Source organism: Anaeromyxobacter oryzae (genome assembly GCF_023169945.1).
In the GTDB taxonomy this organism is placed as follows: Bacteria; Myxococcota; Myxococcia; order Myxococcales; family Anaeromyxobacteraceae; genus Anaeromyxobacter; species Anaeromyxobacter oryzae.
On record NZ_AP025591.1, the window covers coordinates 3,742,039 to 3,767,592 of the forward strand.

20 protein-coding genes are annotated in these 25,554 nt (G+C 72.0%); 15 read left to right on the plus strand and 5 right to left on the minus strand.

Features of this window, described 5'->3' with window-relative positions; all coding sequences use genetic code 11:
* The first annotated feature begins 18 nt into the window (after window positions 1-18).
* The 15 genes from AMOR_RS16370 to AMOR_RS16440 all read left to right on the plus strand — a co-directional run bounded on the left by AMOR_RS16370 (window position 19) and on the right by AMOR_RS16440 (window position 17,641).
* Entirely contained in the window at window positions 19-2,268 is a 2,250-nt protein-coding gene (locus AMOR_RS16370; protein WP_248352625.1) for a hybrid sensor histidine kinase/response regulator, read from the plus strand.
* Entirely contained in the window at window positions 2,265-3,287 is a 1,023-nt protein-coding gene (cheB, locus tag AMOR_RS16375; RefSeq protein WP_248352626.1) for a chemotaxis-specific protein-glutamate methyltransferase CheB, read from the plus strand. Before AMOR_RS16370 ends, cheB begins: the two co-directional genes overlap by 4 nt.
* The gene (locus tag AMOR_RS16380; RefSeq protein WP_248352627.1) at window positions 3,284-4,813 is read left to right on the plus strand and encodes a CheR family methyltransferase; all 1,530 of its coding nucleotides are present in this window, start codon (window positions 3,284-3,286) and stop codon (window positions 4,811-4,813) included. Before cheB ends, AMOR_RS16380 begins: the two co-directional genes overlap by 4 nt.
* Window positions 4,814-4,862: 49 nt before the next feature.
* Window positions 4,863-5,249: a response regulator gene (locus AMOR_RS16385; RefSeq protein ID WP_248352628.1), complete on the plus strand. Its 387-nt coding sequence runs from the start codon at window positions 4,863-4,865 to the stop codon at window positions 5,247-5,249.
* 119 nt (window positions 5,250-5,368) lie between these two features.
* The gene (locus tag AMOR_RS16390; protein WP_248352629.1) at window positions 5,369-6,118 is read left to right on the plus strand and encodes a YebC/PmpR family DNA-binding transcriptional regulator; all 750 of its coding nucleotides are present in this window, start codon (window positions 5,369-5,371) and stop codon (window positions 6,116-6,118) included.
* Between the two features lie 96 nt (window positions 6,119-6,214).
* A complete protein-coding gene (locus tag AMOR_RS16395) occupies window positions 6,215-7,522 on the plus strand; it encodes a thymidine phosphorylase (protein WP_248352630.1) in 1,308 nt (435 codons plus the stop codon).
* Complete coding sequence (locus AMOR_RS16400; protein WP_248352631.1) at window positions 7,519-8,367, plus strand: purine-nucleoside phosphorylase; 849 nt, start codon at window positions 7,519-7,521, stop codon at window positions 8,365-8,367. Before AMOR_RS16395 ends, AMOR_RS16400 begins: the two co-directional genes overlap by 4 nt.
* A gap of 46 nt (window positions 8,368-8,413) precedes the next feature.
* A complete protein-coding gene (locus AMOR_RS16405; RefSeq protein ID WP_248352632.1) occupies window positions 8,414-8,803 on the plus strand; it encodes a PilZ domain-containing protein in 390 nt (129 codons plus the stop codon).
* Window positions 8,800-9,207, plus strand: coding sequence for a cytidine deaminase (locus AMOR_RS16410; protein WP_248352633.1), 408 nt, complete (start codon window positions 8,800-8,802; stop codon window positions 9,205-9,207). Before AMOR_RS16405 ends, AMOR_RS16410 begins: the two co-directional genes overlap by 4 nt.
* A 74-nt stretch (window positions 9,208-9,281) precedes the next feature.
* On the plus strand, window positions 9,282-10,244 hold the full coding sequence (gene ribF, locus AMOR_RS16415; protein WP_248352634.1) for a riboflavin biosynthesis protein RibF: 963 nt from the start codon (window positions 9,282-9,284) through the stop codon (window positions 10,242-10,244).
* Between the two features lie 203 nt (window positions 10,245-10,447).
* Entirely contained in the window at window positions 10,448-12,154 is a 1,707-nt protein-coding gene (gene pilB, locus AMOR_RS16420; protein WP_248352635.1) for a type IV-A pilus assembly ATPase PilB, read from the plus strand.
* Window positions 12,155-12,181: 27 nt separating this feature from the next.
* Entirely contained in the window at window positions 12,182-13,279 is a 1,098-nt protein-coding gene (locus AMOR_RS16425; protein ID WP_248352636.1) for a type IV pilus twitching motility protein PilT, read from the plus strand.
* A 76-nt stretch (window positions 13,280-13,355) separates the two neighbouring features.
* A complete protein-coding gene (locus AMOR_RS16430; RefSeq protein ID WP_248352637.1) occupies window positions 13,356-14,609 on the plus strand; it encodes a type II secretion system F family protein in 1,254 nt (417 codons plus the stop codon).
* A gap of 5 nt (window positions 14,610-14,614) precedes the next feature.
* Entirely contained in the window at window positions 14,615-16,261 is a 1,647-nt protein-coding gene (locus tag AMOR_RS16435; RefSeq protein WP_248352638.1) for a two-component system sensor histidine kinase NtrB, read from the plus strand.
* 9 nt (window positions 16,262-16,270) lie between these two features.
* The gene (locus AMOR_RS16440) at window positions 16,271-17,641 is read left to right on the plus strand and encodes a sigma-54-dependent transcriptional regulator (RefSeq protein WP_248352639.1); all 1,371 of its coding nucleotides are present in this window, start codon (window positions 16,271-16,273) and stop codon (window positions 17,639-17,641) included.
* A gap of 51 nt (window positions 17,642-17,692) precedes the next feature.
* Here the strand turns inward: AMOR_RS16440 and AMOR_RS16445 are convergent, their stop codons facing one another.
* Genes AMOR_RS16445 through AMOR_RS16465 form a run of 5 tightly spaced genes read right to left on the minus strand, consistent with a single transcriptional unit; the run spans window position 17,693 to window position 25,531 of the window.
* Window positions 17,693-22,693: a pilus assembly protein gene (locus AMOR_RS16445; RefSeq protein ID WP_248352640.1), complete on the minus strand. Its 5,001-nt coding sequence runs from the start codon at window positions 22,691-22,693 to the stop codon at window positions 17,693-17,695.
* A gap of 15 nt (window positions 22,694-22,708) precedes the next feature.
* Window positions 22,709-23,215 carry a hypothetical protein gene (locus tag AMOR_RS16450; RefSeq protein ID WP_248352641.1) on the minus strand — a complete coding sequence of 169 codons (507 nt, stop codon included), beginning with the start codon at window positions 23,213-23,215 and terminating at the stop codon, window positions 22,709-22,711.
* Between the two features lie 5 nt (window positions 23,216-23,220).
* Complete coding sequence (locus AMOR_RS16455; protein WP_248352642.1) at window positions 23,221-24,384, minus strand: prepilin-type N-terminal cleavage/methylation domain-containing protein; 1,164 nt, start codon at window positions 24,382-24,384, stop codon at window positions 23,221-23,223.
* Window positions 24,381-24,830: a type IV pilus modification PilV family protein gene (locus AMOR_RS16460; protein WP_248352643.1), complete on the minus strand. Its 450-nt coding sequence runs from the start codon at window positions 24,828-24,830 to the stop codon at window positions 24,381-24,383. Before AMOR_RS16460 ends, AMOR_RS16455 begins: the two co-directional genes overlap by 4 nt.
* Window positions 24,831-24,841: 11 nt before the next feature.
* Window positions 24,842-25,531 carry a pilus assembly FimT family protein gene (locus AMOR_RS16465; RefSeq protein ID WP_248352644.1) on the minus strand — a complete coding sequence of 230 codons (690 nt, stop codon included), beginning with the start codon at window positions 25,529-25,531 and terminating at the stop codon, window positions 24,842-24,844.
* Window positions 25,532-25,554 lie beyond the last annotated feature (23 nt).

Sequence of the window (25,554 nt, forward strand, 5' to 3'; positions counted from 1 at the left end):
CCGTCGCCGCGCGCGCCCATGGGCATCTCCGAAGAGATCCGCCAGAAGCTCCTCCCCCGCTTCCGCGAGACCACCGCGGACCGCGTGGAGAAGATCTCGGGCGCGCTCCTCGAGGTGGAGCGCGGGGCCGCGACGAAGGACGTGCGCGAGGAGCTCGCGCGCGAGCTGCACACGCTGAAGGGCGAGGCCCGGATGATGGGCTTCGTCGGCATCTCCTCCGTGGTCCACGCCGCGGAGGAGCTGCTGAAGGGCGTCCCCGAGGAAGGCCCTTCCGCGGGCGACGCGGTGGACGCGCTCCTCAAGGCGTGCGACGCGATCGTGCCGATGCTCGACGCGCCGGTGGACGGCGGCGACGCGGCCCGGATCCTCGCGGAGCGGCTCCGCGCGCTCGTCGGCGGCGCGCCCGCCCCGGCGGCGCCTCCCGCGGAGAAGCCCGCCGCGGCCGCCCCGGCCCCGGCGCCGCGCCCCGAGCAGCCGACGCAGACGTCCGCGGGCCTGAAGGCGGTCGCCCCCGCCGGGCACCACGACGAGGCGCCGAAGGCGGAGCTGCGCGGCGATCGGCCCGCGGCCTCGATCCGCGTCGACGTCGACCGGCTCGACGAGATCGCGGCGCTCGCCGGCGACGTGCTCGTCGAGGGGGCGCGCGCGATCCGGCGCTCCAGGGACCTGAACGGCCTCTTCGCGCGGTGGGCCCGCCTGTCCGACCGGGTGATCGCGCTCGCCGAGCGCGTGCGGGATCCGCGGAACGCGCGCCTCGTCGAGCAGATCGAGGGCGACGTCCACCTGCTCCGCTCGGACACCTTCCGCTTCGCGCGCCACCAGACCGAGGCGGCCTCGACCTCCCACGCGCAGTTCGGCGTCCTCGCCGAGCGCATCGGCGCGGCGCGGCTCATCCCGCTCTCCGGCGTGCTCGCCGGCTTCCCCCGCGCCGTCCGCGACATGGCGAAGGAGCAGGGGAAGGAGGTCGAGTGCGTGGTGAAGGGCGCCGAGACCGGCGTCGACAAGGCGATCCTCCTCTCGCTCAACGACCCGCTCGTGCACCTCGTCCGCAACTGCGTCGACCACGGCATCGAGGCGCCCGCCGACCGGCTCGGGGCGGGCAAGCCCCGCGCCGGCCGCGTCGTGATCTCCGCCCGGACCGACGGCGACCTGCTGGCCGTGACGGTCGAGGACGACGGCCGCGGCGTCAGCCCGATCGCGGTGCGGGCGGCGGCGCTGCGCAAGGGGATCATCGGCGAGCAGCAGGCCGCGAGCCTCTCCGCCCGGGCCGCGCTCGACCTCATCTTCATGCCCGGGTTCTCGACCCGAGAGCAGGCGGGCGAGACGAGCGGGCGCGGCGTCGGCCTCGACGTGGTCCGCAAGCGCGTCACCTCGCTCGGCGGGTCCGTCACGGTCGAGTCGGAGCCGGGCAAGGGGGCGAAGTTCACGCTGCGGATGCCGCAGTCGCTCTCGCTGATGAAGGTCCTCCTCGTCCGGATCGACGACGACGTCTACGGGATCCCGGCGGTGGACGTGGACAGCGTGGGGCGGCTCGATCCGAAGGAGATCACCGAGGTCGCCGGCATCCGGGCGGTCCGGTACCGGGGGCGGCTCATGCCGGTGGTCGCCCTCGGGCCGCTCCTGTCGCTGAACGGCGGGCCGCGCTCGCAGCGGCCGATGGTGGCCTACGTCTCCCACGGCTCCGAGGGCGCCGCAGTGGTCGTCGACGGGCTCTTCGGGGAGCGCGAGGTCGCCGTGAAGGCGCCGGGCCAGTTCCTGAAGGGGATGCGCTTCGTCACGGGCGCGGCCGCGCTCGAGGACGGGCGCGTGGCGCTCCTGCTCTCGACGCCGGACATCGTCGCCGCCGCGCGCCGGCTCGCGTCGCCTGCGGTGAGCCGCGGCCGCGATCGCCGCCGCCTGCGGATCCTGCTCGTGGACGACAGCGCCATCGCGCGCGAGGCGGAGGCCGCGCTCCTCCGATCCCTCGGGCACGAGGTGGACGAGGCGGTCGACGGCGAGGACGGCTGGCAGAAGCTGCAGAGCGGGCAGTACCACCTGCTCGTCTCGGACGTGCAGATGCCCGTCCTCGACGGCATCGATCTCACCCGCCGCGTGAAGTCCACCCCGCGGTTCGTGAAGCTGCCCATCGTGATCATGTCGTCGCTGTCCGCGCCCGAGGAGCGGCGCCGCGGCGTGGACGCCGGCGCCGACGCGTACATGGTGAAGGGTGAGCTCGAGGCCGAGAACCTCGCCGGGACCCTCGAGCGGCTGTGCGGGGTGGGCGGATGACGCTGCCGCACGACCGGGCCGTCCGCGTGCTGGTGGCGGACGACTCGGAGCTCTTCCGCGAGGTGCTCTCGAGCGTCATCGCGGTGGAGCCGGGCTTCGAGGTGGTGGCGGTCGCGGCGGACGGCGGGGCGGCCGCGACGCTCGCCCGGACGCTGCGGCCCGACGTCATCACGATGGACATCAACATGCCCGACACCGACGGGTTCTCGGGCATCGCGCGGATCATGGCGGACACGCCCACCCCGATCCTCGTGCTCACCGCGAACCCCACCGAGGCGGTGGGCTTCCGCGCGCTCTCGCTCGGCGCGCTCGACATCCTCGAGAAGCCCCAGGCGACGACGAACCTCGCGGAGTACGGCGCGCTGCTGCGCTCGCGCCTCCGGCTCCTCGCCGGCGTGAAGGTGATCCGGCACCTGCGGGGGCTCCGGGAGCGGCGCGCGCCGGCCCCGCGCGCCGCCGGGCGGGCCGACCTCGTCGCCATCGGCGCGTCGCTCGGCGGCCCGCGGGCGCTCGCGACGCTGCTCCGCGGCCTCCCCGCCGACTTCCCGGCTCCCATCGCGGTGGTGCAGCACATCGCGGACGGGTTCACGGAGGGGCTCGCGAGCTGGCTCGCCACCGAGTGCCGGCTCGACGTCCGCGAGGCGCGGCACGGAGAGGTGCTCCGGCCCGGGCGCGTCGTCGTCGCGCCGACGGGGCACCACCTGGTCGTGAGCGAGGGGATCGCGCACCTCTCCGACGCGCCGCCGGTCGACACGTTCAAGCCCTCCGTCACTCCGCTCTTCCTCTCCGCGGCCCGGGCCTACGGCGCGCGGTGCTGCGGCGTGCTGCTCACCGGGATGGGCCGCGACGGGGCGGAGGGGCTCAAGGCGATCCGCGACGCGGGCGGCGTCACGGTCGCGCAGGACGAGGCGACGAGCGCCGTGTTCGGCATGCCGAAGGCGGCCATCGAGCTCGGGGCGGCGGAGCGGGTCCTCCCCATCGACGACATCCCGAGGCTGCTCGTGGAGCTGACGCGGTGAAGCCGATCCTGCCCGAGCACCTCCTCGACCTCGCGGCGCTCCTCAAGGAGCGGGTGGGGCTGCACATCCGCAAGGACGGGCACGCGGCGCTCCGGATCGCCGTCACCGCCCGGCTCGACGAGCTGCCGGAGATCGACGACGCCGCCTCGTACCTCGCGCTGCTCCGGTCGGAACCCGGCGGCGACGAGGAGCTCCGGCGCCTCCTGCCGCTCGTCACCGTCGGGAAGACCAGCTTCTTCCGCGACGAGCGCCAGTTCCGCGCGCTCGAGGCGATCCTGCCCGGGCTCGTCTCCCGCGCGAAGGGCGGCGGCCGCAAGCTCGCGATCTGGTCGGCGGGGTGCGCGACCGGGGAGGAGCCGTACTCGATCGCGATGACCGCCGCCGAGGCGGGCGCCGGGCCGGAGGACGTCGAGATCCTGGCCACGGACCTGAACCCGGAGGCCGTCGTCCACGCCGCGCGCGGGACCTACGACCCGCGGCGCGTCCGCGAGATCCCCGAGCCGTTCCTGTCGCGCCACTTCGATCGCGATGGCGACCGCTTCCACGTGCGCGCCGGGCTCCGCCGGCTCATCGCGGCGATCCGGCCCCACAACCTCGTCTCGTCGATCTTCCCGCGCCCGGCCGACGGCGGCTGGGACATCATCTTCTGCCGGAACGTCATCATCTACTTCGACACGCCGACCACGCAGGGCGTGCTGACGCAGTTCCACAACGCCCTCGCGCCCGGCGGGTACCTGTTCCTCGGCTACTCGGAGTCGCTCTTCCGGCTGTTCGAGGGGTTCGAGCTCACGGAGGTGGCCGGCGCGTTCCTGTACCGGCGCCCGGAGACGTCCGGCCGGCTCGGCGCGCCGGCGCCGCTCCCCGCGGTCCCCGCGCGGCCCCACCTCGTGCCGATGCCGGTGCAGCCGCCGGCGGTGCGGCACGTGACGTTCGCGGCGCCCGAGCGGGCGCACACGCCGGTGCCGCTGCCGCCACAGGCCTACCCGGGCACGCCGGCGCCCGCGCCCCCGCTCGCCCCGCAGGAGTACCTCGACGGCGCCGTCGCCCTCTTCGCCGACGGGCGGTTCGGCGCCGCGCGCGAGCTCCTCGAGCGGCAGCTCGAGAAGGGGGGCGAGGACCTCTCCGTCCGGCTCACCCTCGCGAACCTGTACGGCATCCTCCGCCAGCCGGACCGGGCCCGGGAGAGCTACGTCGCCGCCCTCGCGCTCGAGCCGCTCAGCGCGGAGGCGCACCTGTTCTACGGCATCCACCTGCTCTCGGCGGGCGACGCCGAGGAGGCGGCGCTCGAGCTGTCGCGGGCGCTCTTCCTCGATCCCGATCTCACGCTCGCGCACTATTACCAGGGCCGTTGCCGCGAGGCGCAGCGCGACGTGGCGCGCGCGCGGCTGTCGTACCGCAACGCGCTCGAGGCGTACCGGCGTCGGCCCGCAGGCAAGCGGCAGGCCTTTCTGGGTTACTATCCCGACATCCCGGAGGACGGGAGCGCGTTCGCCCGCGCGGCGGAGTACGCCCTCGCGGCGCTGTAGGGCGGCGCGGACGACCCGGCGGTCGGGAGCGGACAAGGGACTCACGGACATGGCGCCCGAGAAGAAGCGCATCCTCCTCCTCGACGACTCGGCGATCACGCTCGAGATGGAGAAGGCCGTCCTCGAGGATCGCGGCTACCGCGTCGCGGTCGCCTCGAACCTGCTCGAGTTCCAGGCCCAGCTCGACCAGTTCCAGCCCGAGGTCATCCTCACCGACCTCATGATGCCGGACATCTCCGGGAAGGACATCGTCCGGGTGCTGAAGCAGGACTTCCACACCGAGAAGATCCCGATCATCCTCTTCAGCTCGAAGACCGACGAGGAGCTCGCGCCCATCGCCGAGCAGGCCGGCGCGGACGGCTTCCTCTCGAAGTCCCACGGCATCGACAGGCTCTCGGACATGGTGGACGAGCTCGTCGACTCGATCATCTGGTGAGCGCCGGCGCGGGGCGCGCCACCCCGCGGAATCCTTGAAGAACCCGGGTTCCGCGTGCTACCTCCCGCTCGGGAGCCCGCGGCTGCCGCCCCGCGCTCCGTCGCCCCGAGGAGCCGCCCATGTCCGGCCACAACCGTTGGAGCAAGATCAAGCGGAAGAAGGAGGCCCAGGGCGCGGCCAAGGGCAACCTCTTCACGAAGCTCATCAAGGAGATCACCGTCTCCGCCCGGATGGGCGGCGGCGATCCCGCCGGCAACGCCCGCCTCCGCGCCGCCATCGACCTGGCGAAGGAGGCGAACATGCCCGCCGACAACATCACGCGCGCCATCAAGAAGGGCACGGGCGAGCTCGAGGGCATCTCCTACGAGGAGGCGGTCTACGAGGGCTACGGGCCTGGCGGCGTGGCGATGATCGTGGAGTGCCTCACCGACAACCGGAACCGCACCGCGGGCGATGTCCGCTCCTCGTTCGCGAAGGGCGGCGGCAACCTGGCGGCCGAGGGGGCGGTCGCCTGGAACTTCGAGCGGCGGGGAGTCGTCGAGGTGAAGCCCGGCCCCACCGAGGATCAGGTGATGGAGGCGGCGATCGAGGGCGGCGCCGAGGACGTCGTGTCGCAGGGAGCGGACGGGTTCGAGGTCCGGACCCACCCGAACGACCTCCACGCCGTCGCGGCCGCGCTCGAGGCGCGGAAGTTCGCGCTCGGCGCGCGCCGGCTGACCTTCGTCGCGAAGGACACCGTGAAGCTGCAGGATCCCGACAAGGCCCGGCAGATGCTGAAGCTCGTCGACGCCCTCGAGGACCTCGACGACGTCCAGCACGTCCACGCGAACTTCGAGATCGACGACAAGCTCATGGAGCAGCTGGCGTAGGATCCTCCCTCCAGTCCCCCGGAGGACGATGCGCGCCTACGAGACCCTTCGACTCCGCGCCCTGCGGTCGCTACGCTCAGGGCGGACGGCCGCCTGATGCGCGCGTACGAAATCATTCAAGCGAAGCGGGACGGGCGGGCCATCCCGCCCGCCGACGTCGCCGCGCTCGTCGACGGGTTCACCCGCGGCGAGATCCCCGACTACCAGATGGCCGCCTTCTGCATGGCGGTGTTCTTCCGCGGGATGGAGGACGCGGAGGTCCGGGCCCTCACCGACGCGATGCTCCGCTCCGGCGACGTCCTCGACCTCTCCGACGTCCCCGGCGCGAAGATCGACAAGCACTCGACGGGGGGCGTGGGGGACAAGGTGTCCCTCGCCCTCGCCCCGCTCGCGGCCGCCTGCGGCGTGAAGGTGCCGATGATCTCCGGCCGCGGTCTCGGCCACACCGGCGGCACGCTCGACAAGCTCGAGGCGATCCCCGGGTTCCGCGTGGACCTGCCGGTCGAGCGGTTCCGTGCGCTGGTGCGCGACGTCGGCGCGTGCCTCGTCGGGCAGACGGCGCGGCTCGCGCCCGCCGACAAGAAGCTTTACGCGCTGCGCGACGTGACCGCGACGGTCGAGTCGATCCCGCTCATCGCGGGGTCGATCATGTCGAAGAAGCTCGCGGAGGGGATCGACGGGCTCGTGCTCGACGTGAAGGTCGGCTCGGGCGCGTTCATGAAGTCGCTCGACGACGCGCGGGCGCTGGCGCGGACGCTCGCGGCCATCGGGCGCGGCATGGGGAAGAGGGTGACGGCGCTCCTCACGCGCATGGACGAGCCGCTCGGCCGGGCGGTCGGGAACGCGCTGGAGGTCGTGGAGACGATCGAGCTGCTCCGCGGCGGCGGCCCGGCCGATCTCCGGGCGCTCACGATCGAGCTCACGGCCGAGATGCTGCTCCTCGCAGGCGTGGCAAAGGACCTCGCCGCGGCGCGCGTCGCCGTCGAGCGGGCCATCGCCGACGGGCGCGGCCTCGCGAAGCTCGAGCAGATCGTCGCGGCGCAGGGCGGCGACGTCGCGGCGCTCCGCGACCCCGCGCGGCTCCCGCGCGCGGCTGGGACGTACCCGGTGCCGGCGCCCGCATCCGGCTTCGTCGCCGCGATCGACACGCAGGCCATCGGCCTCGCCGCCGTCGCGCTGGGCGCCGGGCGCGCGCGCGTCGAGGACGCCGTGGACCCCGCGGTCGGCCTCGTCGTGGAGAAGAAGCTCGGGGACCGCGTCTCGGCGGGCGAGCCGCTCTGTCTCGTGCACCACGGCCCGCGCAGCGAGCCCCGCGAGGCGATCGCGGCGCGGGTCGCGCGGGCCTACCGGATCGAGGCCACGCCGCCGCCGGCGCGGCCCCTCGTCCTGGAGCGGATGGCATGACCCGACGCGCCGACCTCTGGACCCGGCTCTCGTACGCGCTCGCGTGGGTGCGCGGGCAGACGGACCTCTCCCCCGCGGCGGGGGTCATCCTCGGCTCTGGCCTGTCCGGGTTCGCGGATCGCCTCGAGGGGGCGACCGTCATCCCGTACGAGCAGATCCCGGGGTTCCCGCTGGCCCGCGTCGCGGGCCACCCGGGGCGGCTCGTCGTCGGCGAGCTGGCCGCCGACGGCGCGCGGGTGCCCGTCATCGCCATGCAGGGGCGGGTCCACGCGTACGAGGGCTGGTCCGCCGAGGACGTCGCCTTCGGGGCGCGCGTGCTCTGCGGGCTGGGGATCCGCGCGCTCCTCGTCACCAACGCGTCGGGCGGCGTGAACCCGGCGTACGCGCCCGGCGAGATCGTCCGGATCGCGGATCACCTGAACCTCTCCGGCGTGAGCCCGCTCGTCGGCGAGAACGACGACCGGCTCGGGCCGCGGTTCCCGGACATGAGCGCGCCGTACGACGCGCGCCTCGCGGCCCTCCTCGACGAGGCGGCGGCGGCCATCGGCCTGCCGCTCCCCGCGGGCGTGTACGCCTGCCTGCTCGGCCCCTCCTACGAGACGCCGGCGGAGATCCGGATGCTGCGCGCGATGGGCGCGGATCTCGTCGGCATGTCGACCGTCCCGGAGGTCATCGCGGCGCGTCACATGGGCGTGCCCGTCGCAGGGCTCTCGGTCGTGACGAACCACGCGGCGGGGCTCACCCGTCACCGGCTGTCCCACGCGGAGGTCGGGCTCGTCGCGGAGCGTGCGCGCGATCGGCTCGGCGCCCTCGTCACGGCATTCCTCGCTCGGGCTGCCGGTTGAAAGGTTGGCGCGCGCGCTGCTAGCCTCTCGGCTGCGGAGGTGGTCCATGGGTGATCGGAGCGAGGGGCGGCTCGCGGCGACGGCGCGCGCGATCGCCGAGGAGCCGCAGGCCGCGCGCGACGCGGAGGCGGACCGACGCGACAGCCAGCGGGTACCGCTGAGCCTCCTCGTGCGGGAGCCCGCCCTGGGCGGCTCCTTCGAGCCGCACACGGGGAACCTGTCGCTGGGAGGCGTCTTCTTCGAAGGCCTCCACCCGCCGGTCGGCAGCCGCCTCGAGGTGCGCTTCCTCCTGCCCCACGTGCCGGAGGAGGTCCGCGCCGTGTGCGAGGTGCTCCGCGTCACGCGCGAGGGGCCGCGGTTCGGCGCGCACCTCCGGTTCGTGGAGATCCCGCTCGACGCGGAGCTCGCGGTCGCGCGGTTCCTCCAGCAGCGATGAGGCGCTCCCGCGACCAGGGCTCGGCCGCGCTCGCCGCGGCCGCCCGCGCCGCGCGCGGCCGGGCGTACGCGCCGTACTCGCGCTTCCGCGTCGGGGCGGCGGTGCGCGCGGGCGGCTCGATCCACTCCGGGTGCAACGTGGAGAACGCGAGCTACGGGCTCACGGTGTGCGCGGAGCGGGTCGCGGTGGCGGGCGCCGTCGCGGCCGGAGCGAGGAGACTCGAGGCCGTCGCCGTCGCGAGCGGCACCACGCCGCCGACGCCGCCGTGCGGGATGTGCCTCCAGACGCTCGCGGAGTTCGCCGGCCCGGACCTCCCCGTGCTGCTCGTCGGCGCGCGCGGCGCGCGCGTCGAGACGACGCTCGGGGCGCTCCTCCCGAGCGCCTTCGGGCGGCGCTTCCTCTGACGAGCGCCGCCGCCCGCGGCGATCGCGCCCGCGCGATTGACGCGGGCCCCGTGCGGCCCTATGAACGGCGGGCGATGGAGGTCTACCGCTCCCTGGACGAGGCCCACGCCGCCGGCGCGCTCCGCGGCGGCGCGGTCGCGATCGGCAACTTCGACGGGGTCCACCTCGGGCACCAGAAGCTGCTCGAGACGGCGCGCGCCTGGGCCGCGTCGCGCATCTCGCACGCGGGGGTCTTCACCTTCGAGCCGCACCCCGTCCGCGTGCTGCGCCCGCAGCTCGCGCCGCCGCTCGTGACCCCGCTGCCCCGGAAGCTGGAGCTGCTCGCCGCGTCCGGGGTGGACGCGGTGGTCGTGCAGCCTTTCGACCGCGGCTACGCCGCGACCTCCGCGGCGGAGTTCGTGGCCCGGGACCTCGCAGGCCGGCTCGGCGTCGCCGACGTCGTCGTGGGCCACGACTTCACGGCCGGGCGCGAGCGGGCCCGGGTCGACGCGCTCCGGCCGCTGCTCGAGCGGCACCGGATCTCGCTGCACGTCGTCGATCCGGTGACCGCCGACGGCCTCGTCGTGTCGTCGACGAAGATCCGCGAGTTCCTCCTCGAGGGGAACGTCGAGGCCGCCGCGCTGCTGCTCACGCGCCCGTACGACGTCGATGGCGTGGTCGCACGCGGGGCGGGGCGGGGACGCGGGTTCGGGTTCGCCACGGCGAACGTCGAGACGGCGTCGCTGCTCCCGGCGAACGGCGTATACGTGGTCCGCGCGACCCTCGGCGGCAGGGCGGGGCCGCGCGGCCTCGAGGGTGGCACCGTCCACGGTGGCGTGTGCAACGTCGGCGTGAAGCCCACGGTGGAGGCCGGCGCGGGCGTCGTCGCCGAGGCGCACCTCCTCGACTTCGACGGCCGCGACCTCTACGGCACGCCCATCCGGCTCGCGTTCCTCGCGCGCCTGCGGGACGAGCGGCGGTTCCCTTCCATCGAGGCGCTCCGCGCCCAGATCGCCCGGGACGTCGCGGCGGCGCGCGAGCGCCTTCGCGCGGGGTAGCGTCTTCACCGCGAGCGAGGTCCGGGCGAGCGGCGACGGCTGTCTCCGATGTAGGCGTGGAGCGGCATTTCCGGTAGCGAGATCCGGCACTTCCGGGCGGTCCCTTCCTTGACCCCCTCGCGATCCGGCTGCTAGGGTCGATGGGCTCCGCGGGCGCGTCCGCGCCGTCGCTTTGTTCCGCAGCTCGACGAGGGGAAACACTCATGTCCGGACGGCTCGGCGAACTCCTGGTGCGGGAGAACCTCATCTCCCTGCAGCAGCTCCAGAAGGCCCAGGAGGAGCAGCGCAAGACCGGCGGACGCATCGGCTCGCTGCTCGTGAAGCAGGGCTCCATCGCCGAGAGCGACCTCACGAACTTCCTCTCGAAGCAGTACGGCGTCCCTGCGATCTCCCTCAAGGACTTCGACGTCGATCCGGACGTCGTGAAGCTCGTCCCGAAGGCGGCCGCCGAGAAGCACCAGGTCGTCCCGGTGAACCGGGCCGGCTCGTCGCTCATCGTGGCGATGAGCGATCCGTCGAACATCTTCGCCATCGACGACCTGAAGTTCCTCACCGGCTACAACGTCGAGGTCGTCGTCGCGTCCGAGCAGGCCATCCGGGACGCGATCGAGCGTTACTACGCGGAGAAGGGGCCCGACCTCGACGAGGTGATGCAGGGGTTCGACGACTCCGAGGTCGCGATCATCGAGTCCGAGGGCGACGACACGAACGTCGTCGATCTCGAGAAGAGCGCCGAGGAGGCGCCGGTCGTCAAGCTCGTGAACCTCATCCTCCTCGACGCGATCAAGAAGGGCGCGTCCGACATCCACGTCGAGCCCTACGAGAAGGACTTCCGCGTCCGGTTCCGCATCGACGGCGTGCTGTACGAGGTCATGAAGCCGCCGATGAAGCTCCGGAACGCCATCATCTCGCGCATCAAGATCATGTCGGAGCTCGACATCTCCGAGCGCCGGCTGCCGCAGGACGGCCGCATCAAGCTGAAGCTCGGCAAGGGCAAGGAGATGGACTTCCGCGTGTCCATCTGCCCGACGCTCTTCGGCGAGAAGGTCTGCATGCGGCTCCTCGACAAGTCGAACCTCCAGCTCGACATGACGAAGCTGGGCTTCGACGAGGGGCAGCTGAAGGACTTCATGGAGGCGATCGACCGGCCCTACGGCATGGTCCTCGTCACCGGCCCGACGGGCTCCGGCAAGACCACGACGCTCTACTCGGCGCTCTCCAAGCTGAACGAGGTGGCGTGGAACATCTCCACCGCCGAGGACCCGGTGGAGTTCAACTTCTTCGGGATCAACCAGGTCCAGATGCACGAGGACATCGGCCTGAACTTCGCGGCCGCCCTCCGCAGCTTCCTCCGCCAGGACCCCGACATCATCATGGTCGGCGAGATCCGCGACTTCGAGACCGCGGAGATCGGCGTGAAGGCCGCCCTCACCGGCCACCTCGTGCTCTCGACCCTCCACACCAACGACGCGCCGGGCACCGTCTCGCGCCTCCTCAACATGGGCATCGAGCCCTTCCTCGTCACCGCGTCGCTCAACGCCATCGTCGCGCAGCGGCTCTGCCGCCGCCTGTGCCAGGAGTGCAAGAAGCCGGCGCAGGTCGAGGACCAGGCGCTGCTCGACGCGGGGTTCACCGCCGAGGAGATCGGCACGTTCCAGGTGTTCGAGCCGGGCGGCTGCAAGACCTGCAACGACCGCGGCTACAAGGGCCGCGTCGCCGTCTACGAGGTGATGCCGCTCTGGGATCCGCTGAAGGAGCTGGTCATCCAGGGCTGCTCGGCGGCGGAGCTCAAGCAGGAGGCGATCCGGCTCGGGTTCCAGACCCTCCGGATGAGCGCGCTCCGGAAGGTGAAGCTCGGCGTGACCACCCTCGCCGAGGCCGTCGGCAACACCGCGCCGGACAAGTTCTAGGCGTCGAACCCGAGGACCGGAGATCCCGTGGCGAACCTGCACCAGCTCCTCAAGGCGATGGTCGAGAAGGGGGCCTCCGACCTCCACGTCACGACCGGCTCGCCGCCGCAGCTCCGGATCGACGGAAAGCTCGTCCCGCTCAAGACGCCGCCGATGTCCCCGGTGGACACGAAGCAGCTCTGCTACTCGATCCTCACCGACGCCCAGAAGCACAAGTTCGAGGAGGAGAACGAGCTCGACCTGTCGTTCGGCGTGAAGGGGCTGTCGCGGTTCCGCGCGAACGTCTTCATGCAGCGCGGCGCGGTCGCCGGCGCGTTCCGCACCATCCCGTTCAAGATCCTCACCTTCGCCGAGCTGGGGCTCCCCCCCATCGTGGCCGATCTCGCGAAGAAGCCCCGCGGGCTGGTCCTCGTCACGGGCCCGACCGGCTCCGGGAAGTCCACCACGCTCGCGTCGATGATCGACAAGATCAACACCGAGCGCCACGAGCACATCATCACGATCGAGGATCCGATCGAGTACCTCCACCCCCACAAGAACTGCGTCGTGAACCAGCGCGAGGTGGGGGCGGACACGGCGTCGTTCAAGAAGGCGCTCAAGTACATCCTCCGGCAGGATCCCGACGTCGTGCTCGTCGGCGAGATGCGCGACCTCGAGACCGTCGAGGCGGCCCTCGTCATCTCCGAGACCGGTCACCTCGCGTTCGCGACGCTGCACACGAACTCCGCCGTCCAGACCATCAACCGCATCCTCGACGTGTTCCCCCCGTACCAGCAGCCGCAGGTCCGCGCGCAGCTCTCGTTCGTGCTCGAGGGCGTGCTCACCCAGAACCTGCTCCCGAAGGCGGGCGGGCCGGGGCGCGTCCTCATCATCGAGGTGATGGTGCCGAACCCGGCGATCCGGAACCTCATCCGCGAGGACAAGGTCCACCAGGTCTACTCGCAGATGCAGGTCGGCCAGACGAAGTTCGGGATGCAGACGTTCAACCAGAGCCTCGCGGCGGCGTTCGCGAAGCGGCTCATCACGCTCGAGGAGGCGATGGGGCGCTCCTCCGATCCGGACGAGCTCAAGAACCTGCTCTCGAACGGTGGCGGGATGCGCCCGCCGCCCGCAGCGGCCCGGTGACGGCGGCGGGCGGCGATTCGACCCCCGGACGCCCTTGAGCTAGGATCGACGCGGGTTTCCCATCGCGAGGAACGGAATGGCCCAGGCCGTAGCCGCGAACGTGAAGACCAGGACCGCCGCCGCCGAGAAGGCGGCGGTCTGGAGGTGGTCCGGCAAGACGAAGCAGGGTGACGTCCGCTCCGGCGAGATGGAGGCGCAGGATCCGGGTGCCGTCGAGGCGCGCCTGCGCCAGATGGGCATCGAGCCGACCAAGGTGAAGAAGAAGCCGAAGGAGCTCTCGCTCTCCTTCGGCGGCGGCGTCTCGACGAAGGACATCCTCGTCTTCACCCGCCAGTTCTCGGTCATGATCGACGCGGGCCTCCCGCTCGTGCAGGCCCTGGACATCATCGGGAACCAGGCGGACAACGTGGCGTTCCGCAAGATCCTCCTCACCGTGAAGTCGAAGGTCGAGGCGGGCTCCACCTTCGCGGACGCCCTCGCCGAGCACCCGAAGGCGTTCGACGAGCTCTTCGTGCAGCTCGTGCGCGCCGGCGAGATCGGCGGCATCCTCGACACGATCCTTCAGCGCCTCGGCGCGTACATCGAGAAGAACGACAAGCTCAAGCGGCGCGTGAAGGGCGCGATGGTCTACCCGGCCATCGTGCTCACGATCGCCATCGGCGTGGTCGTCGTCCTCATCGCGTTCGTGGTGCCCACGTTCGAGAAGATGTTCAAGGACATGGGCGGTTCCCTCCCGGCGCCGACCCAGTTCCTCATCAACGTCTCGTACGGCTTCCGGTCGCAGTGGTACCTGTTCCTGGGGATTCCCACCGCAGCGTTCGTGGCGTTCAAGCAGGCGGTGAAGAAGGGCCGCGGCCAGGAGATCTGGCACGACACCGTGCTGAAGGCGCCGCTGTTCGGGCCGCTCGCGAAGAAGGTCGCGGTGGCGCGCTTCACGCGCACCCTCGGCACGATGCTCTCGTCCGGCGTCCCGATCCTCGACGCCCTCGAGATCGTCGCAAAGGCCGCGGGCAACAAGACCGTCGAGAAGGGGATCCTGTACGTCCGCGCCAAGATCTCCGAGGGCAAGAACATCGCCGGGCCGCTCGCCGAGACGGGTGTCTTCCCGCCGATGGTCGTCCAGATGATCGGGGTCGGCGAGGCGACCGGCGCGATGGACGCCATGCTCAACAAGATCGCCGACTTCTACGACGACGAGGTCGACGTCGCGGTCGCCGCGCTCACCTCGATGATCGAGCCGCTCATGATGGTGTTCCTCGGCGGCACCGTCGGCTTCTTCATGATCGCCATGTACCTGCCCATCTTCTCGATGGCCGGAACGGTGAAGTAGCGGCGATGCGCCCGGTCGACGCGGCCGGGGACGCCGCAGCGGAGGGCCTGGACGACCGGGCCCGCGGGCTCCACCGCAAGCTCGTGTGGATCACCTTCTTCCGGGTGGTCTCCATCACCGTCCTGCTCGGTGGGACCGCGGCGGTGGGGTGGGAGTCCGCCCCCGACCTCGAGGCGACCGCCCCGCTCTACACGCTCGTCATCGCGACGTACGCGGTGTCGGTGGCGTTCGCGCTGGCGCTCCGCGCGCGGCGACTCCTCGTCCCGCTCGCGTACGGGCAGCTGGCGCTCGACGTGGGGATCGCCGCGGCGGTGGTCGCCCTCACCGGCGGGGCCGAGAGCGTCTTCGTCTTCATGTACTCGCTCGGGATCGTGAACGGCGCGATCCTCCTCTACCGCCGCGGCGCGCTGACGGCCCTCGCGGTCGCCCTCGGCGCGCACCTCGTCGTCGCGCTCCTCCCTCATCACGGTCACCGGGCCGTGCCCGTGGGGCTGCTCTTCGTGCACGGCAGCGCCTTCGTCGTCACGGCGGTGCTCGCGTCCTACCTCGCCGAGCAGCTGCGCCGGACGGGCGAGCGGCTCGCGGCGCGCGAGAGCGACCTCGCGGAGATCACCGCGCTGCACGAGGCCATCGTGCAGTCGGTCACGAGCGGGCTCGTCACGCTCGATCGCGCCGGCAGGGTCACGTTCCTGAACCGCGCCGGCGAGCACATGCTCGGCGTCCTCGCGACGGACGTCGTGGGGCGGCCGGCGACCGGCTGGCTCGCCACGATCCCGGCGGACGTCGCGCGCGGCGAGCTGGACCACCTGATCGGCGGCGCCGAGTCGCTCCGGCTCGGCTATTCGAGCTTTCAGCTCATCGGGCGCGACGGCGCCGCCGTGGGGAAGGCCCTCATCTTCCAGGACCTGACGCAGCTCCGGGCGATGGAGGAGAAGGTGGCGCGGAGCGAGCGGCTCGCGGATCTCGGCGGCGTCGCCGCCGGGCTCGCCCACGAGCTTCGCAACCCGCTCGCCTCGATGATGGGCGCGCTCGAGCTCCTGCGCCAGGCGCCGGGCCTCGCGGGGGAGGACCGGCGGCTCATGGAGATCGCGCTCCGGGAGTCGGGCCGCCTCGGCGAGCTCGTGACGCAGTTCCTCGCGTTCGCGCGGCCGGCGCCGCCGCGCCGGGTCCGCTGCGATCTCGCGCCGGTCGTCGACGAGACCCTGGACGTGCTCGCGAACGACCCCGCGCTCGCGCCCGTGGACGTCGAGCGGGCGCTCGCCCCGGCGCCGGCGCACTGCGATCCCGACCAGCTCCGGCAGATCGTGCTGAACCTCGTGCTGAACGCCGCGCACGCGGCCGGAGATCGGCATCCCCCGCCGGCGCGGGGCCGCGTGCGCGTCGCGTGCGGCTTCGACGCGATCGGCACGTTCGTCGCGGTCGAGGACGACGGGCCCGGCGTCGACCCGGCCGACCGCGACCGGATCTTCCTCCCGTTCTTCACGACGAAGCAGGACGGCACGGGCCTCGGCCTCGCGACGGTCCAGCGGATCGTGGACGCGCACGGCGGCAGCGTCGCCCTGGAGGGGGCGGCCGCCGGCGGCGCCCGGTTCGTCGTCCACTTCCCCGCGCCCGCCGACGCCGCCGACGCGGACGCCCGGGCGGCGGGGTAGGATCGCGTCATGGCCTCGATCCTCGTCGTCGACGACGAGCTCTCGATGCGGGAGTTCCTCGACATCCTCCTCAGGAAGGAGGGGCACGAGGTCGCGACCGCCGCGGACGCCTCGGGCGCGCTCGCGCGCGTCGCGCAGGGCGACCTGGACCTCGTGATCACCGATCTGCGGCTCGGGCGCGACTCGGGCATCGACGTGCTCCGCGCGGTGAAGGAGCAGGCGCCGTCCACCGAGGTGGTGATGGTGACCGCGTTCGCCACCACCGAGAACGCCATCCAGGCGATGAAGCTCGGCGCGTACGACTACGTGCTGAAGCCCTTCAAGGTCGAGGAGCTCCGGCTGGTCGTGGCGAAGGCGCTCGAGCACCGCGCCCTCGTCGCGGAGAACCGGGTGCTGCGCCGGACGGTCCGCGCGCCGAGGGAGGATGCGCTCCTCGGCAGGTCGCCCGCGATCGTCGAGGTCCGCGAGCTCGTGGAGAAGGTGGCCCCGGCGCGCACCACCATCCTCGTCACGGGCGAGAGCGGGACCGGCAAGGAGGTCGTGGCCCGCGCCATCCACCTCCACGGCGGCCGCCGCGAGCAGCCCTTCGTCGCGATCAACTGCGGCGCCATCCCGGAGGGGCTCATCGAGTCCGAGCTGTTCGGCCACGAGCGCGGCGCGTTCACCGGCGCCACGGAGACGCGGGCGGGCCTGTTCGAGGTCGCCGGCTCGGGCACGCTGTTCCTGGACGAGGTGGGCGAGCTGCCACCGCCCGTGCAGGTGAAGCTGCTCCGGGCGCTCCAGGAGCGGCGCATCCGCCGGGTGGGCGGGTCCCGCGACCTGCCCGTCGCCGCGCGGATCGTCGCCGCGACGAACCGCGAGCTGGGCGCCGAGGTGCAGGCGGGCCGGTTCCGCGAGGACCTCTTCTACCGGCTCAACGTGATCCAGATCCGGATGCCGCCGCTCCGCGACCGGCGCGAGGACGTCCCGCTGTTCCTCGAGCACTTCCTCGGCCGGTTCGCGGCGGAGCAGGGCCGACCGCACCCGCGGCTCTCGCCGGAGGCGGAGCGCGCGCTGCTCGGCCACGCCTGGCCGGGCAACGTCCGCGAGCTCGCGAACGTCGTGGAGCGCGCGGTGACCCTCACCACCGGCGACGTGATCGATCTCTCGGCGCTCCCGCCGAACCTGCGCGGCAGGCCGGCGGCGGCGCCCGCGGAGGCGTCCGCGCTCCCCGAGGTCGGGCTCGACCTGCAGGGGCACCTCGACGCCATCGAGCGCGCGCTGCTGGAGCAGGCCCTCGAGCGGACCGGCGGCGTGAAGACGGAGGCGGCGCGCCTCCTCAGCCTCACCTTCCGGTCGCTGCGCTACCGCCTCGCCAAGTACGGCATCGGCGGGGAGTAGGCGAGGCGCAGCCTCGGAGCCCGAGGGCCTGCAGCACGACGACCGCTCACCTCACCGGCACTGCGTCTGGTCCACGTGGCGGCACACGTGGAGCTCGCGGTTCACCTCGAGCCAGTAGGCGGGCTGCAGCAGCTCCCGCTTCTCGCCGAGGGCCGCCGTGGTGGGCGTGCCGCCCGGCTCGATCTGCGCCGCGAGGTACTTCACCTCGCCGTCCATGCCGATGGCCACGAGCTGCGTCGGATCGGGCGGCGGCGCGATGGTGGAGCGCGAGCGCGCCCGGACCATGTAGCTGTTGCCGGACGAGTCCTTGTACCCGAACCCGCACCGGGGCGTCGCCGTGCCCGCGATGAAGTCGGTCAGGTACGTGTAGTTCCGGGCGGAGGACAGGTTCGCGCTGACGCAGGGGTCCGTGCCGGTGGCCGACGAGCCGCGCGGCCGGAAGGTGTTCCAGTCCACGCAGCCGGCGAGGACCGTCGCGCCCGAGGCGGTCTTCTCGTCGAGCCACGGCGGGGTGTCCTCGCAGACGCCCGACGGGCAGACGCGGCCGTACTCGTAGAACCAGCCCGGATCGTAGCCCGTGGCCTGGCACGGGGTCGGGCCGGCGCCGCCGCACGTCACGCCGCCCGCGGCGTTCACGGTCGCGTAGGTCGTGTTGATGATCTGGCAGCTCTTGTCGCCGGGGCCCTTGCAGACCTTCGCGTACGGGATGTCCGTGAAGCGGTTCAGGTCGAGATCCTGCGCCTGGGCGGCGGTCGAGAAGATCCGGTCGCGGCCCCCGTACGCCCAGATGCCGTAGAACCGGTTGTACCAGTTCGGCTGCGTGAGCTTGTCGACGCGGACGGGCTTCCCGTCCTTCACCTGGTCGCGCGCCGTGCAGGTGCCGCTCGAGTCGCAGAGCAGGTGGGCGATGATGTCCGGCGGGTTGCCGGCCGAGCCGCACTGGAGGTGGAGCTGGACGTTCGCCTCGAGCTTGCCGCAGGCGAAGCTCTGGGCGCAGGTGCTGTTCTGGTCGGTCCGGTCCTGGACCATCTTGCCGTTCGAGCACTTCACGTGGTTCACGACGTTGCAGCCGCCGTAGTTGAACTTCGTGAACATCTCGGCGTTGCACCCGGCCTGGCAGCACCCGAGGATGTTGCCGGGGCCGCACGAGGCCCCGACCTGCAGCAGGTGCTCGCGGCTGCCGCTCCCCAGGTACGAGCGCACGTACCCGGTGTCGAGGTCCACGACGTTGGCCGTCATCTGGTAGAACTCGCTCCGGCCGGAGAAGAACTGCGAATCCGTCGTCTGGCGCTGCTCCTCGAAGGCGCGCGCGGCGTACCAGTTCCCCATCCGCTGCGTCGTCGCGTCCTTCACGCCGGGGTCCTGGAACCGGGCGACGAACAGCTGGCCGCCCATGTCGCCCCAGGTGGCGGTGTCGAAGAAGCCGTCGCCGTCCAGGATGGGCTGGTCCGCGTTCCCGACGTCGAGGAGGCCGACCGCCGCCGGGACCGACCACATGTTCGCGTTGGCGCCGTTCAGCGCCTTCATGTCGTCGTCGGTGAACCGCCAGATCATCTGACCTGTCCAGACGTCGGCCATCCACACGCCGCGGCCGCGCGTCAGGGTCGGGTCGTAGCCCCCGTTCAGCATCACGATCCAGCGCTCCTCGAACCCGCGCTTCATCGGGTCCTGCGTTCCGCCGGTCGGGACCTGGAGCTTCACCGGACCGATGGGCGGCGGGCGGGGCGCGAACCCCGACCAGCTCTGGGCCATCACGTTCTGGTCGATCGTGCAGTTGTCCGGGAACGTCCACCGGAACACCGGGTTCACGGGATCGGTGAGGTCGAGCGCGACGTACTGGATGCCGCCCGCGCGCTCGGACATGACCGCCATCGTGCGGAACTCGGTCGGCTGCTTCTTGCCGTCCTTGTTCACGTCGACCCACACGTCGCGGACCATCGTGTTGCCGTCCACGAAGTACTGGTGGTCGGTCAGCATGAGCTTCAGCTTCGGCAGGAGGTCGGGCGGGATGAACGCCCAGAGCTCGGAACCGTCGCCGACGGTGTAGGACCGGGTGCCGAGCGCGTCCGCCGGGACGCTCGTGTCCACGACGCCGGCGTCGAACGCGTGCAGCATGCCGTCGTTCGCGCCGACGAGGACGATCTGGCGCCGGCTCGCCTGCGACCGTCGCCAGCCCTCGTACGCGTCCTCGCCGACCTCGATGGTGCCGTTCCCGTTGACGTCGTAGTCGGCCGGCGTCTGGATGGTGGTCGAGAAGCCCTTCGGGCTGTGGATCGTCGACACGCACTGGTTATCGAGCGCGAGGTCGCAGAGCATCTCGGTCACCGGCGGGCGCACCATCACCGGCGACGAGTGGAAGATGTCGCCGAGCTTCCAGAACTCGTCCACCTGGCGCCCATCCCAGTCGACGCTCGCGCCGGTCGAGTCCGTGAACGTCCCGCGGACGCGCTCCTCGCCGTCCTGGCCGCCGCGCCAGCTGCCGTCGCCGCGCAGCGTCGCGCCGGGACAGCTCGCGTCGTTGCTCGGGTTGCCGGGGCCCGCGCACCCATCGTTGTCCTCGTCCATGACGTCCCACCCGCGGACGTAGTTGATGACCTGCGCGGCGCACTTCGCGAGGTCCGCGCTGCCGACCTGGTTGCTCGCGTTCGGTACCGGGCAGGCGGGGAGGGGATCGGGACCGCACATCCCGGTGCGCTGCAGGATGTCCAGGCAGACGTTCACCTGCTCGGTGCCGACGGTGCGCGTCCCGTTCAGCTCGAGGAGCGGCGCGATCGCGGCGGCGTTGTCGGCCGTGAACTCGACCTTCCCGTCGGCCGCGGTGAAGTGGCCGTCGCCGTCCACGTCGAGCACGGTCCAGATGACGCGCTTGTTCGACGCGCCCGCGTCGGCGCTGCGGTACGCCGTGTTGGTCTTGCCGGCCTTGGTCGGGTCCGGATGGTTCGTGGGGAACACCTGGTACGAGAGGTTCTCGCCGGCGTCCCAGTACGGCACCGCGGGGGTCGTGCCGGCGACGAACGTGTTCGTCGTCGTGTCGAGCACCGCCTTCATGAAGTTGCCGTCCTGGTCCTCGGCGACGGGATCGCAGTCGCGGTCGAGGATGAAGAGGCCGTCGCAGATCGCGTTGCCGCTCGGATCGACGTCGTGGTTCAGGTTCGCCTTGAGCGTCTTCGTCGCGCCGCTCTCGAGCTTGCAGACGGCGTCGGCCTGCGCGGCGTCCGGCTTCTTGGCGTCACACCCCTGCACGAACTCGTTGAAGACGCGGAACCGGAACAGGTGCCCCTCCCAGAACGTCTGGGGGAGGCGCCGGAAGCGCGCGAGGAAGAGCTGGTTGTTGTTGCCGGTCTGGAGGGTGTTCGTGTTCGAGACGCTGAACGAGGTCGACCGCGCGACGGTGTCGTTCACCACGTTGTAGAGCGCGGAGGCGAGCTCGTCGCCGGACGACGTGTTGTAGAAGGCCCCGCCGCCCAGCTCCGCCGTCTTCTGGAGGAGCGCCAGCGCGCGCCTGTTCCCGAGGTCGGTCGGCTGGATGCCGAAGCTCACCGTGTACGTGTTGACGGTCTGCGTCTGTCGCGCATTCGACAGGTCGGGGCGGAGATCGCTGTGCGCGAGGAAGTACGCCACCTTCTGCAGGATGTAGCCGCTGCAGCCGGTGTCGCCGTCGGGGCAGGGGACGGTCAGGTTCGGCCAGCTCCAGGACCTGAAATCCTGGTTCGCGTTGCTGTCCGCGACCCCCGGCGTCGGCCCCGTAGTGTGGCTCGACGGCGCGGGGCTCTTCGGCAGGTTCGAGTCGTAGGTCGGCTCGCCGTCGGTGATGACGATGGCGGAGCTCTGCTGGCACGCCCAGCAGACCGAGGCCTGCCGGCCGCTCGAGACCCATGGCGCGCTCGCGGTTCCCGCCGCCGTCTCGTAGAACCCCGAGCGCGTCCACTGCGTCCCGAAGGCGTAGTCGTACACCGGGCCCGTCGCGCCCGTGGTGGGCCACCCGGTGGTGCCGCGCGTGTCCGAGTAGTACTGCCCGACGTTGAACAGCGTCTCGCCGAGCGGCGTCCAGCTCGAGAACGAGACCTTGGAGGTGTTGTTCACGGCGTCGACGATCGCCTGTCGCGCGACGCGATAGGCCTCCTGGGCGGCCGCGTTCGCCGGCTGGAACCCGACCACCGCCTGATCGCAGTTCGGGCCGAGCGGCACGACGAGCGTGCCGCCGTCGTTCGCGTCGAGGCCGTTCTTCGTGCCGGAGTACGAGCCCGGCGTGAAGACGGTCAGGCCGAAGCGGACGCTGGTGGTCGTGTCGGGGTTGGAGAGATCGATCGCGACGAGGTCCTTCACGACCTTGCGCGCGACCACGTACTTCGGTGGGTTCCGGTTGAGGAAGCTGCCGCGGAAGTAGACGTGGCGCCCGAAGATGTCCCGGAACACGTAGTAGCCGGAGGTGTCGAGGCAGGTCTGGCAGTTGCCCGGCGCGCCGTCGCAGATCTTCCCGCTGCTCGTCCCGGACGAATAGGACGTCGCGCTGTCGTCGGACCACTGGCTCGAGCTCACGAGGCCGCTCGTGTCGTACGCCGCGCGGTAGTAGCGCGCCGGCGCGAAGAGGCAGCTGTTCCCGCTCGTCGAGCACTTCGCGAGGCTCCAGGGCGGGCTGTCCACGACGAAGGTGTTCGCGGTGCCGTTGTCGTACGGCGGCGTGGTGTCGATCGCCTCGTCGTTGTCGGTCCGGGAGTAGGCGTCGAGCGACGTCCCGGAGCAGAGGCCGGTGCCGGAGGTGGGCTCGGTCGCGGTCGTGAACTGGAGCGCGTTCGGCAGCTCCAGCATCGACCCCGAGTTGTCGAGCACGAGCATGGCGTTCGAGGGCGCGCCGATGGGCAGGCCGAAGAACCCCTCGTCGCCGTCGCCGCCGGGGAAGAGGCTCGAGGTGTACGCGGAGGCGAGGTTGCAGCAGCTCGCCGAGCTCGCCGGCGGGATGGAGATGCCGGTCGTCGCCAGCACCGCGAGGGGCAGCGCGATCGCGGCCGCGAGCGCGAGGAGCACCTTCTTGCGGAGGATCTTCTTGGCCATGGCGCCGCGCCCTCCCTAGAGGCCGAACCGCACGCCGAACTCGACCTCGAGCTGGCGGCCGTGATCGCTGCAGTGGACCATCAGGCGGTACGGCTTCCCGCCGAGCTGGCCCAGCGCCGGGTTCGCGATGTTGGTGATGTCGCGCGTGTTCTTGCGCTCCGAGCCGAACGTCCCGAGCGGCAGCATCGTGACCTGCTCGACCTGCACGTTCGACGAGTCGATGTGGCCGCCGACGGCGTTCGTGTACTTGTCGGCGTCGAGCGGGATGTTCATCGCGGTGAGCTGCGTCGGCGCGATCCCCACCGACCGGAACTGGGAGAGCAGGAGCCCGCGCCCCGCCTCGGCGCACGCCACCAGCGCGGTCGCCTGCTTGCTCGCGGTCGCGCCCGCGAGCTCGCGCGACGTGTAGCGCACGATCCCGACGGCGATGACGCTCACGACGAGGACGACGACGATCGCGAGCAGGATGCCGCTGCCGCGCTGCGACGCCGCGAGGGGGCCTCTGGGGTGTCTTCGGGTCATGGCGCTCACTGGTCGAAGAACGGCGCGCGGACGTCCATGTTGCGGAGCGCCTCGGTGGTCTGGATCTTGATGCGAGCGAAGTTGTTCGGCGCCGCGACGATCGGGCGGTTGCCGGCGGCCGGCATCGCCGGCCCTTGCGAGGCGACGAGCTGGACGAGCTCGTTCCCGCCGACGCGCCCGCGGTAGAGATCCTGGGACGGCAGGCGGGCGATGACGCTCACCCGGACGGCGCGGATGTTCGCGGGGCTGTTCGTGAGCCGGGTCGCGTCGTCCCGCGCGGAGTCGTAGGTCGGCGGCGTGGCGGCGAGGTCGATGCTCGCCGCTCCGTTCGACAGCCCGGTGCCGCTCACGCCGCCCACCGCGCGGGCCACCCCGGTGGTCGGGTTCACGAACACGTACTCGAGCTGCAGGTCCTCGACGTCCGCGACGACCGGCTCGATCCGGGAGGTGCCGTCGTCGTCCAGGAGCCCGCGGTCGAGCATCAGGTAGGGCCGGTCGACGCCGTTCAGGTCCGCGTCCGCGTACGGCAGGACCGCGTAGCGGAAGCGGTCGAGGCGGTAGACGCGCGCGGCGCTCCAGCCCGTCGAGAAGCAGCCGCTCGTGAGCTTCGCGTTCTGCTGCGGGAACGCCCCGGTCGCCGCGAGGAGCGGGATGGCGGTGCTCGCGGGCGCGGCGGCCGGCGGGGTCCAGTTCGCGGCGACCTTAGAGCCGACCGTCACGTACGCGACGTCGGAGCCCGCGCCGCACATGATCTGCAGGATCTGCCCGCGGTAGAGCGGCGCCTGGAGGCCACCCGCGATCGTGAGCTGCGTCGCCGAAGGCGTCGCCGAGATCGTCGCCTTGAACAGCGGGTCGCGCGCGTAGAAGACGATCTCGTCCGGGCCGGCGATGCTGTCCCGGCAGGTGACCGGGGCCGCGCACTGGTACGTCGTGAAGTCGAACGCGAGCGCGGGGTCGATGCCGAAGCCCGCGCGACGCAGGTTCGCGCCGAGGTCGTCGAGGGCGGTCCGGACGGTCTCCTGCATCGCGCGGTCGCCCGACGTCGTGGTGAGCGCGCGGCGCTGCGACGACAGGAGCGACACGGCGCCCGCGACCAGGATCGCCACGAGGAGGAGGGACACGGCGAGCTCGAGCAGCGTGAAGCCGCGCGTCGGGCGGGGTGCGGTCACCGGAGCTCCGCGGGGTTGAGCTTCGTGGTGTACACGGTGAGGCTCCCCGTCGACCACTGGACGGTCACGGCGACGCGCACCGCGTCGAAGGTGCCGTCGCCGTCGGCATCGTCGACGTAGGTGGCGGTCCAGCTGCGCTGGAAGTCGTTGCCGTCCTGGAGCTCGGCGAGGGGAACGCCGGGGAACACCGCGCCCCCCGCGGTGAGGTCCACCTCGGCGTGCGCCCCGGTGGTGAGCCGCGCGTCGCCCCACGGCCAGAGCGCGATGTTGTCCACGAGGTCCTGGGCGATCGCCGTCGCGCGCGTCATCTTCCGCGCGCTGTCGTTCAGCCGGAGCCCGAGGTTGTTGATGCCGATGACGCCCAGCGCTCCGCAGAGGAGCACCACCATGGCGATCATCGCCTCGAGGAGCGTCGTGCCGCGCTGGCCGCGCCGTCGCGTGGTCATCGAGAGCCCTCCTACCCGCCGGCGATGAAGGACCGGACGCCGCCGGTCGTCGAGGTGACGACGAAGGTGCGAACGCCCGGAGTCACCTGCGCATTGGATGCATCCAGGTTCGCGAGCGAGAAGCTCGCGCCCCATACGTCGAGCGGCGCGCCGTTCCCGCTGTAGAAGGCGGCTCGCCCGCGGGAGTCGAAGCGGACGGCGCCGCGCCCGTCACCGACGGCGTTGCAGAAGCTGCACGCCTTCTGGACGTTCACGCGCCCGTACGGCGCCGCGAGCACCGCGGTCGCGCCCATGCCCGTCCCGGGCCCCACGCGGACGTTCCGGGGAAAGTCGATCGAGAGCAGGATCTCGTCGCCGACGCCGATGCGGGCGGTGGCGGGGTCGTAGGCGCCGAAGTTGGTCGCGGCCGCGGCCTGGAAGAACGTGCCGGCCGGATCCTCGAGGAGGATCACGCGCCCCACGCCGCCGAGCGGGTTCGCGAAGTTCGGGAACACCATCACGATCGTCGGCCGGCCGGTCGCGAGCGCGTTCTGCCGGGCGTTCCGGAGGAGGGCCTGCACGTCGGACGCGAGGGTCTGGAGCGTCGCGCGGGGGCGATCGCGCGTCAGGGCCGTCGCCGCGAGCGCGGCGAGGATCGCCACGATCGAGAGGACGATCATCAGCTCGAGCAGCGTGAACCCGCGGGTCCGGCGTATCGGCACGGCTGGCCTCCCGAGAGCAGCGG